This window comes from Pseudomonas sp. TE6288, from assembly GCF_054062095.1.
On sequence record NZ_JBSSEW010000008.1, the window covers coordinates 174529 to 188095 of the forward strand.

The window sequence follows — 13567 nt, forward strand, 5'->3', positions numbered from 1 at the left end:
TCTTCAGCTGGCCTTCACGACGACGGCGGTGATGTTGTCGGGGGCGCCACGGGTCAGCCCCAGGTGTACGAGACTGCGCACTACCTCATAAGGGTCGGCGTGGCCGAGCACCTCGGCGATCTCGTGGTCCTCGGCGGTCTTGTTCAGGCCGTCGCTGCACAGCAGGTAGGTGTCGCCGGGCTGCACCTGCAAGGCAACGGCCTGCAGCTCGAGGTGGTCCTCGACGCCGATGGCGCGGGTGACGATATTGCCGCGAGGGTGCACACGGGCTTCGGCTTCGTTGAGCAGGCCGCTGTCCTGCAGCTCCTGGACATAGCTATGGTCGTGGCTCAGGCGCTCGATGCGGCCGTCGCGCAGGCGGTACAGGCGGCTGTCGCCGGCCCACAGGCCAATCGCCTGGTCGCCACGCGCCGCCAGCACCACCACCGTGCTGCCCATCATCGCCACGCCACGGCGCACGGTTTCCTCGCGCACGATGCCGTTGACCCAGGCCAGGCCGTCGCGCACCTCGCCGCTGAAGTCGTCGAGCGAGTCGAGCATCGGCAAGCTGCGCAGGCTGTCCATGGCCAGGCTGCTGACATAATCGCCCGCCGCATGGCCGCCCATGCCGTCGGCCACCGCCCACAGGCCTGCCCAGGTCAACTCCAGGCAGGCGTCCTCGTTGATCTTGCGCACCATGCCGACATGGCTGTAGCTGGCCGCTGTGTACTGCATGCCGGTCATCCGATCCGCGCCTCGCTACCCAATAGAAAACCGGCGAAATCCTCGCTGCGCGGCAAGCCCGCGCAGCGCATCAACCCCGGGGCGATCCGTTCGGAACCCTTGCCCCACCAAAGGCTCATGCCTTCGCAGGCGCATTCGGCCAAGGCCAGTGCGCGCCCCTGCGGCGTGGTCGCATCCAACCGCTGCAACCCGCCCACCGTCACACGCGGTTCTTGCACAAGCGGCCTCGCGAAGCGAAACGGCTGCAAAGCGGCCTCGAACGCCTCGAAGACGGCACCCGGCTCAAGCGTCGCCAGCAAGGTTTCCTCGACCGCCTCGAACCATTCCTCGGCCCCGGCCACCACAGGCGCCAGCGGCTCCCCCGGCTCCAGCACTTGGGCCACGGTCAGCGGGAAGTACCGCCCCACCCGGTCGATGCTCGGCATCAGCACCCCGACCACCCCCTCGGGCCCGCAAAGCCCCGGCGCCAGGGCGAAACGCCACAAGGGGCTGACCAGATAGGCCTCGAGCCAGCGCTCGCCCAGGGCCTGCTGGCTCGCCTGGATCCCCGCCGCCAGCCACTGGTCCCAGGGCTGGATGAAACCGTGCGGCAGGCCGCGGCTGACAAAGTCGCCGCGGCAGGCCAGCTTTCCGTAGAAACCCACGTCGTTCACAGATGCTCCGGCAGGCTGAAACCGCTGAGCACTCGGCTGCGGAACGGGTTGAAGGCGCTGCTGGCACGCAGCTCGTAGGACACGCTGGCGCCGTCGACGCGCAGGCGCAGGTTGAAGCGCTCCGGCGAGCCGCCGGCCACCAGGTCGGACTGGTCAAGCAGGCGGAACCAGGCCCACGGCCCTTCCACGGTCAGCCCCGAACGGCCGGAGGCCGACGGTGGCGAGATCGACAGGCGCACCACGCCGATGCTGTTGGGGTTCGGCCACTGCAACGCCACCGGCCGGCTCGGGCCGTGGTCGTAGCTCACCTGCTGGCCGTCGAGGTCGAGCAGGAACTGGGTGATGGTCGCGTCCATCGCCACCGGCTTGAGCTCAAAGCGCACCCCCGGCTGCACGCCGTTGCTGTTGCGGAAGAACGCGTCGCGGATGCTCGCCGCGCGCTGGAAGGTGTACAGCACGTTGCTGTTGATCCCCAGCTTCTGCGCCGCGCCGGGCTGCCAGCTCCAGGGCGTGCTCGACGTGTTGACGTAGGGTTGCAGGTACTTGCGGAAGTAGTTGTCCATGACCCCGCCGACGCCGAAGAACAGGCCGAAGTCTTCCAGGGTCGCATCCCGCGAACTGCCGGCCACCAACGGGTAGCGGCCGCTGAGGGACTGACGGTAGACATTGACCACTTCGCTGGTCCAGGCGGCGTTGAGCTGGTTGCGCACCCCACCCATGACCAGGTTGTGGGTCGAGCCAAGCACCGAGCTCACCAGGTTCTGCACCACCTTCGGCTGACGCGCGGCCCCCAGGGCAACACGCTGCGCCGCGGCCTGGGCCTGGTTCTTGGCCTCGCCCAGCAGCGCGTCGCCGCTGGCGCCGACCATGGCGCTGACCTGCACGTACAGGGCGTTGAGGTCGGTAAGCAGGCCATCGATGGCCGCAGGCTGGCCTTCGCCGGTTTCCACCAGGCCGGCCAGCTCGGCGAAGTGCGCGGTGACCGGGTCCACCTCACGGGCGGCCGGGTTGTCACTGGGCAGCGGCGCATCGCCGAGCAGGCCGCCCAAGCGTTGGCGCAGTTGATCGACACCGGCCTGCTCGGCTTTGGCCTGGACCTTGTCGAGGGTGGTCGGCTGTGCCAGGTTGGTCTCCTTGGCGACCGCCTGCAGCAGCTTCTTCATCGGCGATGTCGGCCCGGACAGCACCCGCAGCACATCGGCGGCCTGGCCGACACTGGTGATCGGCACGAAGTCCAGGTCGGCCAGCAAGGCATCCCAATGACGGATGTAGTCCTGGTAGTACAGCTGCAGCACATCGTCGGCCAGGCGCTTGGCATCGGCCGACTCGCTGGCCTCGCGGCCCAGCACCCAGCGCTCCTCGGCCAGGGTCTCGCTGTGGGCCAGGCTGGCGGCGAGGAAGGCCTTGCGGTAACCCTCGACGGTGAAGATACCCGGCAGCGGCTCGCTCAATGGCTTGCCGTCCTTGAAGCGGAACACCAGCGCGGCGTCACGCCCGGCGGCATCGCTGACCCGGAAATCGCTGAGCCCGGCGGGCAGCTTCTGGCGCTTGACCCGGTCGTAGACCCGTTGGGCCACCGGCAGTTGCTGCAGCTGGCGACGGGTGTCGTCGATCAGGCGCTGGTCCAGGCGGGCGTTCGGCGGACGCTTGTCGAACAGCGCCGCCAGGTGCTGCTCCAGGGCCTGGCGCAGGTCCGGCGCCAGGTCGCGCGGCAGGCTGCGCTCCCAGTCCAGGGTGACCCAGGCCTTGATGAACTCGGCGTCGTAGTGTTCGCCGTCGGCCAGCATCAGGTAGGCCTTGAGCCCCTCGTAGAGGTAGTCGGACGGACCACCGCCGTACAGCTGCTCCTCGATGCGGGTGACCAGGCGCGGGGCGAAGATGGCGATCAGCAGCTTGCGGTAGACGCTGTCCGACTCGCCTTCGAGCATGTCGCCCTGGTACAACCCCAGGCCCTCGGCCCAGCCAGGCGGATCTTCGGCCAGGCGGCGCACGCCATTGAGCAGCGGCAGCACCTCGACCACGTTGCGCTGCGCCGGGCTCAGCTCCTGCACGCTCTTGCCCAGCGGCTTGAGGCGGCTGTCGACCTCGGCGATGTATTGCTGGTTGGCGCGGTAGCTCAGGGTCCACAGGGTACCGACCACCAGCACCAGGGCCACGCTCAGGGCCAGGGCGCCACGGGCGATCCACTTGCGCCGCTGCTCGACCTTCGGGTTGCTGCCGACCAGGCCGCGCTCGGCGAAGGCCACGGCGCTGAACAGCTTCTCGATGAAGTAGCTGCGCCCGGTGCCGTTCTGTCGCGCCAGGTGGGCACGGTCCAGGCCCATGCTCTGGGCCATGCTGCCGATCAGGCGGTCGATGGGGCTGCCTTCCTGGGTACCGCTGGTGAAGTACACACCGCGCAGCAGGGCGCGCTCTTCGAAGGCGTTGGGTTTGAAGATGCCGTCGAGGAAGGTTTTCAGGTTGCCGCGCAAGGCGGCGAACTGCTGGACGAAGCCGTAGACCAGGTCGCGCCGCGCCGGATCGCGCTCCTGCTGCAGGCGCTCGACCAGGCGTTGGTTCAGGCGCTGCTCCAGCAAGGCGAATTCATTGCCGAACTGCGCCAGCGGTCCGTCGCCCTGCTGGCCATCGTCGAGCGGGAAGGTCATGCCCCATACCTGGGCGCGCTCCTCCTTGCTCAGAGTGTCGAAGAACTCCATGAACCCCGGCACCAGGTCGAGCTTGGTCAGCATCAGGTAGATCGGGAAGCGCACGCCCAGCTGGCTGTACAGTTCCTGGATGCGGGTACGGATCGCCGCCGCGTGCGCGGCGCGCTCGGCGTCACTGCCCAGCAGCAGGTCGGACAGGCTGATGGCGATGAACGCGCCGTCGATGGGGCGGCGTGAGCGTTGGCTCTTGAGCAGGTCGAGGAAGCCCAGCCAGGCCGCCTTGTCCACCTGGGCATGGCTGTCCTGGGTGGTGTAGCGGCCGGCGGTGTCCAGCAGCACGGCCTGGTCGGTGAACCACCAGTCGCAGTTGCGCGTCCCGCCAACACCACGGATGGCGCCTTCGCCCAGCTGCGCCGCCAGCGGGAAGTGCAGGCCGGAATTGACCAACGCAGTGGTCTTGCCCGATCCGGGCGGGCCGATGATCACGTACCACGGCAGTTCATACAGGTTGCGTCGCTCGTCGCCGCCCAGGCGTGCCTTCTTCAGCAGCACCAGGGCTTCGTCCATGCGCTGGCGCAGGGTCGCCAGTTCTTCGGCGGTGGCCACGCTGGCGGGGTCCGGCGCGGTCTCCGCAGCCAGGCTCTGCATGACCTTGGCCGCCTGACGGCGGGCCTGGACGATGCGCCATACGCGGTAGGCGATCCACACTGCGAACAACAGGGCGATCAGCACCAGGCGCGGGGCGGCCGGCACCAGCATGTCCAGCAACGGGCCGAGGAACCAGATGATCAGGCTCAGGGCCAGCAGGCCCAGCAGCGGAATCACCCAGCGAATGACAAAACTGAAAAACGCCTTCACTCGACGCCCTCCGCCAGAACGGTGATTTCAACCCGGCGATTCTTCGCCCGGCCTTGCGCGCTGTCGTTCGACGCCAGCGGTTCGGTGTCGCTCAGGCCCTGCGCGGTAAAGCGCTCGGGCTGGCCGGTGCGGGCGGCGAGGAGGTTCTTCACCTCTTCGGCGCGGGCCTGGGACAACGCCCAGTTGGACGGGAAGCGCAGCGTGGCGATGCGCTGGTTGTCGCTGTGGCCGGTGACTTTCACGTTGCCTTTCACTTTCGCCACGGCTTCGGCGATGCGCAGCATCAACGGCTCGAAGTCGCCCTTGATGCTGGCGCTGGCCGAGGCGAACAGTTCGTCGCCACGGATGGTCACCACCGAACGGTCCACCGCGTCCTGCACGGCGACCCGCCCGGCCTTGATGTCTTCGGCAAGGAAACCGGCCAGGCGCGGACGCTCCACGGGCTTGGGCTGCACCACCGGACGATCCATGGCCTGCACCGGGATCTCGCCCAGGGCATGAATGCCGCGGAACACCGGCTCCGCGTCGGCCGCCAGCTTCAGGCGCAGGCCGAACAGCACCAGCAGCAGCAACGCCAGGGCCACCGCCAGGCCGACCCAGGGCGGCACGAACTGCGCCAGGCGATCGCGGGCCACGGTGACACCGCGCCAGTGCGGTGACAGCTCGCGCTCGAACTCGCCACGGGCGCTGCGGATAGTCGCGGCGGTGCGCTCGCGCAAGGCTTCGAGCTGGGCGCGGCCACCGTTCATCACCCGGTAGCGGCCTTCGAAGCCGAGGCTGGTGCACAGGTACAGCAACTCCAGCAGATGCAGGCGTTCACGCGGGCTCTGCAGGCAATGCTCCATCAGCTGGAACACCTTCTCGCCGCCCCAGGCCTCGTTGTGCACGGTGATCAGCAGGCTCTGCTTGCCCCAGTCGCTGGCGCTGCCCCAGGGCGTGCTCAGTACCGCCTCGTCGAGCGCGGTGCACAAGGCATAGCGCGCCAGCAGCACCTCGTTGCGCGGCACCTCGGCGGCCTCGGCGCGCTCCTCGAACTGGCGCAGGTAGGCCAGCAGTTGCGCACGCAGGCTGGCCGGGGCCGGATGGGCGATGGTGTTGCGCAGGCGCGTGAGCAGCGCCAGCAATGGACCGGCCGCTTGCTCCAGCGGGTTCAGGCCCGCCGCCTGCCCAGGCGCCAGCGGTTCGGCCGGCACGTTCAGGGGTGGCGGCGGCGCAGCTTGCGCAGGCCCCGGCGCGGCCGGTTGCGGACCACGGCCACCTGGGCGCGGCATGAACTGGGTGCGGTCGTTGGCGAGCGGATCGTCCGATTGCATCGCGGCTTATCCTCGAATGGCCCAGAAGGCCAGGTTCAGGCCGGGGAACTCGCCGGCGACGTAGAAGGCAAAACCACCGGAATGCTGCAGCTGCTTCCAGTGTTCGCTGCCCCGGTCGAGCTCGAAGTAGGTGGAGCCGGCATGGAACGGAATCTGCCGTGGCGCCACCGGCAGCGGCAGCAGGCCGATGCCCGGCAGTTGCAGGTTGACCAGGTCGCGGATGTGCTCCACCGCGCCGATCTTGCTCTGTTGGCCAAAGCGGCTGCGCAGGGTTTCGCTGGGCACGTCGGCGCGCACCACCAGGATGAAGCTGGCGCTGTCGAGCAGGCTGCGGTCGGCGAGCATGCCGACGTGGATGCCGTAGGCCTTCTCGACCAATGGGATGGCCACGGCCTTGCTGTCGATCAGCATCGACAGCGCCTCGCGCAGCGCGGCCATTACCGGGGCAAAGGTCGCCGCCAGGTCGTCGTGCTGGTACACCGGATAGCTGTCCGGACGGCGGCCATCGCGGGTGAAGGTGGCGAACTCGCCGGCCAGGGCCACCAGCTCGCTGTACAGCCGCTCGGGGTGCAGCGGCGTCAGCTGGTTGAGGTGCTCGACCAGTGGCTGGGCGCGGTTGACCAATTGCAGCAGCATGAAGTCGGCGATCTCCGAGGCGCCGCCATTGGCCGAGGCGACCACGCGCCCGGCCAGGGCTTCGCCGCGCTGGTGCAGCAAGCCCAGCAGCTCGCCACGAAAGCCTGAGAGCGGGTTGCTGGCGGCCACGTCAAGCAGTGGCGGGATGTAGCTGTCATCCAGCACCAGTGCGCGGTCGGCACGTTTCTCGCGGATACGCACCACGCCCAGCGCGGCATAGTCGCTCAAGCCATCCTCGGCGCGCAGCAGGCGCAGTGCACGGCTGCCCAGGGCAAGCGGCGCGCGGTTCTCGAACGGGGCGTTGTCGTCGCGCACTTCGCTGACACGGCTGACGTAGCGCGCGCCGTCAGGCACCTCGCCGTCGTCGACGGTATCGCGGGCGCCGGCACGCTTGAGCGGCAGGCCGAGGTGGATCACACCGTTGCGCAGGTCGTCGGGAATCTCCAGCGGCGCGGGCGGCAGGTCGTCACGGGGAATATCGAACGGCGTGCCATCCGGCAGCAGGCCACGGGCGCTGAGGATCGCCAGCTTGCCTTGGGCCAGCAGGCCCTGATCGATCAGCAGTTCGGAAAACCCCCAGGCGGCGGCGCTGAGCGGCCGGCTGCGGGCATCGACGAAGTTTTCCAGGTAGCGGTCGTGCTGCTGGAAGTGCTGGGTGGTGATGAACATCCCTTCCGACCAGACCACGCGATTGTTCCAGGACATGCTTTCTCCGATTGCCTAGCGGGCAGGCTCAGGTTGTGGGGCGGCCACGGCGCTGCGCACGGCGCGCACATCGAGGCTGATCTGATAGTCACGGGGCGGTACCGGCAGCACGCTGCGCCACTGGGCGCGATCGACCTCGCGGTAACCGACCACCAGGCCGATCTGGCGCGTGGCCGGGTCGAGCGGGCGCTCCAGGCGCAGCTGCTCGCCGGGCTGGAGCAGGACTTCGTCCTGGTCGATCAGGTCGGCGCCCAAGGTGGCCTGGGCGCGTTCGGCCAGGGCGAAGTAGTCGGCACGGGCGAAGGCGGCGCTGTTCTTCAACTCGTAGATGCGCACCCGTACCGGCGCGGGCATGCCGCTGGCACCGGGGTTGAGCCCGGCGGCGGCGCTGAAGTACAGGGTGACGCCCGTGGCGGGCGCCGCCTCGGGGGCTGGCTCGCTCGGCGTGTCCTTGCTGCAGGCACTGAGCAGCACCATGGCCAGGGCTGCGATCAGTCTTGTTGCACTCATCCTCGTCCTCATGACGTCTTGTGTTCTTCCTGTGTCCCGGGCATTGGCCTCAGGAACGTTGAATGCGTTGGCTGTGGGCCTCGTAGGCGCGGCTGAATTCGCGGCCGAACAGGTCCTGGAAGTCGTCTTCGGCTTCCCGGGAAATCTGGCTGTAGAGCTCGGTGAACTGCTGCCAGCAATGGGCCTGGCGTGAACCGCCGAACAGCTTGGCCAGCCCGGCCGCTGGCGCCAGGCGTTCCTCCAGGCGGGCGGGTTCGAAGCGTTTGAGCAGGTGCTTGAGCGCCGCCTCGATACCCGCCATCACCGCCAGTTGGTGGGCGCGCAAGTCGTCGAAGCTGTCGCGTACCGCCTGGTCGGGGGCCATGAACGCCTGGTTGCCCTCGCGCAGCAGCAACAACAGCGCTTCGTCGGCATTGGGGGCGAACTTCAGCGGGTTGTTCTGTACCGGGGCGATGGTGGTCTGCTGCATGCGGAACTCGCCTTTGAGGCTGCTGCGCGCGCGCAACACATCGATCAGGCCCTCGACCATGAGCCGATAGCTGCGGCCAATGGCCTCCATCTGCGCGGCGGCATCGACGGCGTCGATGCGCAGGTGCTCGATACCTGCGCCACGCAGGAAAGCCTGGAGCAGCGCATCGCTGTCAGCAGGCGCGGCAACCGTCACGACGGGCTGCGGCCGAACAACAGGCTCGCTCGGGGTCAGTGGCTCCGGCAGCGGCGGTGGCGGTGCTGGCGCCAGTACAGGGGCGGGCTGGATAACAGGTGCCGGGGTTTCATCGAACAAGTTCCAGTCATCCGGGATCACGCCCGGCGCGCCGGGCATGGCTGCCGGTAAAGGCGCGGGCGGCGGCGCCACCGGCGTGGGCGGTCGAAAATCATGCTGCTGCGCGGGGACATGATCCGGCTGGCTGACAGGCGGCACGCTGGAAGGGCCGAGAAAATCGAACAGATCCGGCAAGGTGTCGTGGCTCGACGCCCCCTGCAGGAAGGCGGCGGGTGCACCGGCGATGGGCGCGCTCGGAGTGGCCACCTGGTTGGCCATCAAGGCCTCGAAACTATGGGCCTCGGACTGCCCGGCAATCGGGATCGACAAGCCGGAATCAATACGTGCCTGGATCTCGTAATCGCCAATTCGAATAACTTCGCCGTCCATCAACGGCTCACTGTTACCGCGACGCAGGCGAATGCCGGCATGCACCAATTCCACGCCATTGGTGCTGTTATCGGTCAAATAGTAGCGACCATCCTTGAACTGGATCACACAATGTTTCGAAGAAACAAGGCGTTCCGGATCGGGAAGTACCCAATCATTATCCGCGGCCCGACCGACGCTGATGGCACCGTTTTCCAGCAACTTCTCCGGGCACTGCCCCGGGGTGATCTTGTGATAACTGGTAATGGTCAGGCAAAGTGCCATCATGCCTCCTTGCATATATATGAAACACTCATCCATCCATTTGAGTGGATAAACGAGCCCGACCCGGCATTTCGACCAAGCCCTTTGAAATCAAGGGCTGGATGCCAAAACACGCTTCCCGGAAGGCCGTATTAAACCCTATCGGCAAGGCACTTTGATGGCACCTGACCAATGGACGCCAAGGGTTGCCAACTGGTTCACAGTCGCCTTGCGCGGCGCGTAGCTTACCTTGACAGCAATTTGGAAATAAACCATAAATGCGCAACTTAAGAGTGCCAAAGTGATATCACCGTGATATCAAGTTCGCATTCTTTGACAAGTTTGTGCGCCAATTCACATTTGCAACTTGGCGCATACGAAGCCCTCGCCAAGGGCCGATATGGAGATCGATTTCTGGTGAACTCACCGCAGCTGCTCGCCGCTGTTTCCGCAGACTTCCCGTGCGGCGATGACCTCGAATACGACGCCGATTTCCTGCAACTGGAACGCGATGCCCAGGGCCGCCCCGAGCGCGTGATGGGCGATGCCGTGCAAGCAGCCGAACCGCCGCAGTGGCGCGCCATCGAACAGTCCTGCACCGACCTGCTGCAACGCAGCAAGGACCTGCGCATCACCCACTTTTTGGTCCAGGCCAACCTGGCCCTGCACGGCCTGCCGGGACTGGCCGCCAGCCTCGAGCTGATCCGCGACTTGCTCGGCGAATACTGGCTGCACCTGCACCCGCAGCTGGATGCCGCCGACGACAACGACCCTACCGTACGCATCAACGCCCTGGCCGGCCTTACCTGCGACACCAACATCGGCCTGCTGCGCGACGCCGTGCTGGTGCGCTCCCGGGCGTTCGGCCCGGTGACCCTGCGCGCCGCCCTGCATGCAGCCGGTGTGCAGCACTTCGCCAGCGAGCAGCTGAGCGCAGAGGAACTGGCCGCCGCCCTGCGCGATGCCGACCCCGAGCAGCTCGAACAGTGCCGCCAGGCGCTGCAACTGGCCCGCGACGCCCTTGACGTCATCGAGAGCCGGGTCAATGACCAGGTCGGCTCGTCCAGCGGCGTCGATCTGTCCGCGTTGCGCCAGCCGCTGCGCCAGGTCCAGCAGGTGCTGGCCGACTACAGCCCGGAAGGCGCAGCGCCGCCTTCGAGCAGCAGCGAAGACCAACCCGCCAGCAGCAGCCATGACGACCGGCAACCCGTTGCCAGCGCCGCCGGGCCACGCCCGACGGCGCGGCCCGGCGAAGTGAACAGCCGCGACGACGTGCTGCAGAGCCTCGAACGCCTGCTGCAGTACTACGCCCGCCACGAGCCATCGAGCCCGTTGCCGGTGCTGCTGCGCCGGGCGAAGAACCTGGTCAACGCCGATTTCGCGACCATCGTCCGCGACCTGATCCCCGAGGGTCTGTCGCAATTCGAGAACCTGCGCGGCCCCGAAGGCGACTGACGCCTCGACACCGCATCAACACCGACGCCTGCAACAAGCAACGCCGCCTTACCGGCGACCAGGAGGAACAACGTGGCGAAAGACAGCTCCCAGAAGTTCATCGCGCGCAACCGTGCGCCGCGGGTGCAGATCGAATATGACGTCGAGCTGTACGGCGCCGAGAAGAAGGTCCAGCTGCCCTTTGTCATGGGCGTGCTCTCGGACCTCGCCGGCAAGCCCGCCGAACCACTGCCGGCGGTGGCCGACCGCAAGTTCCTGGAGATCGACGTCGACAATTTCGACTCGCGCCTCAAGGCCATGAAGCCCCGCGTGGCGTTCAACGTGCCCAACGAGCTGACCGGTGAAGGCAACCTGAGCCTGGACATCACCTTCGAGAGCATGGACGACTTCAGCCCAGCCGCCGTGGCACGCAAGGTCGACGCGCTGAACCAGCTGCTCGAGGCCCGCACCCAGCTGGCCAACCTGCTGACCTACATGGACGGCAAGACCGGTGCCGAGGACATCATCCTCAAGGCCATCAAGGACCCGGCCCTGCTGCAGGCCCTGGCCAGCGCGCCGAAACCCGCCGACACCGAGCCGAAGGCCTGAGGAGACCGACCATGAACGATCCGTTGCGCGACAGCCAGGCCCCGCAGGCGGCCACCCAGGACCCGAGCGAGTTCGCCAGCCTCCTGCTGCAGGAATTCAAGCCCAAGACCGAGCGGGCCAAGGAAGCCGTCGAGAGCGCCGTGCGCACCCTCGCCGAGCAGGCCCTGGCGCAGACCAGCCTGGTGTCCAACGATGCCATCGGCTCGATCGAGCAGATCATCGCCGCCATCGACGCCAAGCTCACCGCCCAGGTCAACCAGATCATCCACCACGATGACTTCCAGAAACTGGAAAGCGCCTGGCGTGGCCTGCACTACCTGGTCAACAACACCGAGAGCGACGAGCAGCTGAAGATCCGCGTGCTCAACATCTCGAAGAACGACCTGCACAAGACCCTGAAGAAGTTCAAGGGCACCGCCTGGGACCAGAGCCCGGTGTTCAAGAAGCTCTACGAAGAGGAATACGGCCAGTTCGGCGGCGAGCCGTACGGCTGCCTGGTGGGCGACTACTACTTCGACCAGTCGCCGCCCGACGTCGAGCTGCTCGGCGAGGTGTCGAAGGTTTGCGCCTCTATGCACGCGCCGTTCATCTCCGCCGCCTCGCCGACGGTGATGGGCATGGGCTCGTGGCAGGAGCTGAGCAACCCCCGTGACCTGACCAAGATCTTCACCACTCCGGAATACGCCGGCTGGCGCTCGCTGCGCGAATCGGAAGACTCGCGCTACATCGGCCTGACCATGCCGCGCTTCCTGGCGCGCCTGCCCTACGGCGCCAAGACCGATCCGGTGGAGGCCTTCGCCTTCGAGGAAGACACCGACGGCGCCGACAGCAGCAAGTACACCTGGGCCAACGCCGCCTACGCCATGGCGGTGAACATCAACCGCTCGTTCAAGCACTACGGCTGGTGCTCGCGCATCCGCGGCGTGGAGTCGGGTGGCGAAGTCGAAGGCCTGCCAGCGCACACCTTCCCCACCGACGACGGTGGCGTGGACATGAAGTGCCCGACCGAGATCGCCATTTCCGACCGCCGCGAAGCGGAGCTGGCCAAGAACGGCTTCATGCCGCTGCTGCACAAGAAGAACACCGACTTCGCCGCCTTCATCGGCGCCCAGTCGCTGCAGAAACCGGCCGAGTACGACGACCCGGACGCCACCGCCAACGCCAACCTGGCCGCGCGTCTGCCGTACCTGTTCGCCACCTGCCGCTTCGCCCATTACCTGAAGTGCATCGTTCGCGACAAGATCGGCTCGTTCAAGGAAAAGGACGAGATGCAGCGCTGGCTGCAGGACTGGATCCTCAACTACGTCGACGGCGACCCGGCGCACTCCACCGAGACCACCAAGGCCCAGCACCCGCTGGCGGCCGCCGAAGTGGTGGTCGAGGAAGTCGAAGGCAACCCGGGTTACTACAACTCACGCTTCTACCTGCGCCCGCACTACCAGCTCGAAGGGCTGACCGTGTCGCTGCGCCTGGTGTCGAAGCTGCCTTCGGCCAAAGGGGCCTGATCATCGCGGGCCAGCCCGCTTCCACGCTGGGGGCGGGCTGCCCGCGATTAGCCACTCAACGCTAACCGACGCGAAATCCCGAGGACATCATGGCTGTAGATATTTTCATCAAGATCGGCGACATCAAGGGCGAGTCCCACGACAAGGCCCACAAGGACGAAATCGACGTGCTGAACTGGAGCTGGGGCATGTCCCAGTCCGGCAACATGCACCTGGGCAGCGGTGGCGGCTCGGGCAAGGTCAACATCCAGGACCTGTCCATCACCAAGTACATCGACAAGTCCAGCCCCAACCTGATGGCCCACTGCTCCAGCGGCAAGCACATCGACAAGGTCAAGCTGACGGTGCGCAAGGCCGGCGGTGAAAGCCAGGTCGAGTACCTGATCATCAACCTCGAAGAGGTGATCATCAGCTCGCTGAGCACCGGCGGTTCGGGCAGCGACGACCGCCTGACCGAGAACGTGACCCTGAACTTCGCCAAGGTCACCGTCGACTACCAGCCACAGAAAGCCGACGGCACCAAGGAAGGCGGCCCGATCAAGTACGGCTGGAACATCCGCTCGAACGTCAAGATCTGATC

The 13567-nt window shown here is 66.8% G+C and carries 11 protein-coding genes; 4 read left to right on the top strand and 7 right to left on the bottom strand.

Translation table 11 applies throughout. The features are described from left to right. Positions 1–3: 3 nt before the first annotated feature. Genes ACVWY1_RS10510 through tagH form a run of 7 tightly spaced genes read right to left on the bottom strand, consistent with a single transcriptional unit; the run spans position 4 to position 9460 of the window. The gene (locus ACVWY1_RS10510) at positions 4–723 is read right to left on the bottom strand and encodes a PP2C family protein-serine/threonine phosphatase (RefSeq protein ID WP_102681837.1); all 720 of its coding nucleotides are present in this window, start codon (positions 721–723) and stop codon (positions 4–6) included. Further along, positions 720–1376 carry a type VI secretion system-associated protein TagF gene (gene tagF / locus ACVWY1_RS10515; protein ID WP_102719447.1) on the bottom strand — a complete coding sequence of 219 codons (657 nt, stop codon included), beginning with the start codon at positions 1374–1376 and terminating at the stop codon, positions 720–722. The genes ACVWY1_RS10510 and tagF overlap by 4 nt, the downstream gene beginning before the upstream one ends. Continuing rightward, positions 1373–4879, bottom strand: coding sequence for a type VI secretion system membrane subunit TssM (tssM, locus tag ACVWY1_RS10520; protein ID WP_457378235.1), 3507 nt, complete (start codon positions 4877–4879; stop codon positions 1373–1375). The genes tagF and tssM overlap by 4 nt, the downstream gene beginning before the upstream one ends. Continuing rightward, a complete protein-coding gene (locus ACVWY1_RS10525) occupies positions 4876–6192 on the bottom strand; it encodes a DotU family type VI secretion system protein (RefSeq protein ID WP_457378236.1) in 1317 nt (438 codons plus the stop codon). The genes tssM and ACVWY1_RS10525 overlap by 4 nt, the downstream gene beginning before the upstream one ends. A 6-nt stretch (positions 6193–6198) precedes the next feature. Beyond that, the gene (gene tssK, locus ACVWY1_RS10530; protein WP_102683421.1) at positions 6199–7533 is read right to left on the bottom strand and encodes a type VI secretion system baseplate subunit TssK; all 1335 of its coding nucleotides are present in this window, start codon (positions 7531–7533) and stop codon (positions 6199–6201) included. 15 nt (positions 7534–7548) lie between these two features. Beyond that, complete coding sequence (tssJ, locus tag ACVWY1_RS10535; RefSeq protein WP_214500861.1) at positions 7549–8043, bottom strand: type VI secretion system lipoprotein TssJ; 495 nt, start codon at positions 8041–8043, stop codon at positions 7549–7551. Positions 8044–8092: 49 nt separating this feature from the next. Beyond that, positions 8093–9460 carry a type VI secretion system-associated FHA domain protein TagH gene (tagH, locus tag ACVWY1_RS10540; protein WP_277502494.1) on the bottom strand — a complete coding sequence of 456 codons (1368 nt, stop codon included), beginning with the start codon at positions 9458–9460 and terminating at the stop codon, positions 8093–8095. Between the two features lie 396 nt (positions 9461–9856). Between tagH and tssA the strand changes: the two genes are divergently transcribed. From tssA to ACVWY1_RS10560, 4 genes are all read left to right on the top strand, one after another. After that, positions 9857–10894, top strand: coding sequence for a type VI secretion system protein TssA (tssA, locus tag ACVWY1_RS10545; protein WP_457378237.1), 1038 nt, complete (start codon positions 9857–9859; stop codon positions 10892–10894). A gap of 72 nt (positions 10895–10966) precedes the next feature. Beyond that, a complete protein-coding gene (gene tssB / locus ACVWY1_RS10550) occupies positions 10967–11482 on the top strand; it encodes a type VI secretion system contractile sheath small subunit (RefSeq protein ID WP_023632506.1) in 516 nt (171 codons plus the stop codon). 11 nt (positions 11483–11493) lie between these two features. Further along, positions 11494–12987, top strand: coding sequence for a type VI secretion system contractile sheath large subunit (gene tssC / locus ACVWY1_RS10555; RefSeq protein WP_046857484.1), 1494 nt, complete (start codon positions 11494–11496; stop codon positions 12985–12987). An 89-nt stretch (positions 12988–13076) separates the two neighbouring features. Further along, entirely contained in the window at positions 13077–13565 is a 489-nt protein-coding gene (locus ACVWY1_RS10560) for an Hcp family type VI secretion system effector (RefSeq protein WP_023632508.1), read from the top strand. Positions 13566–13567 lie beyond the last annotated feature (2 nt).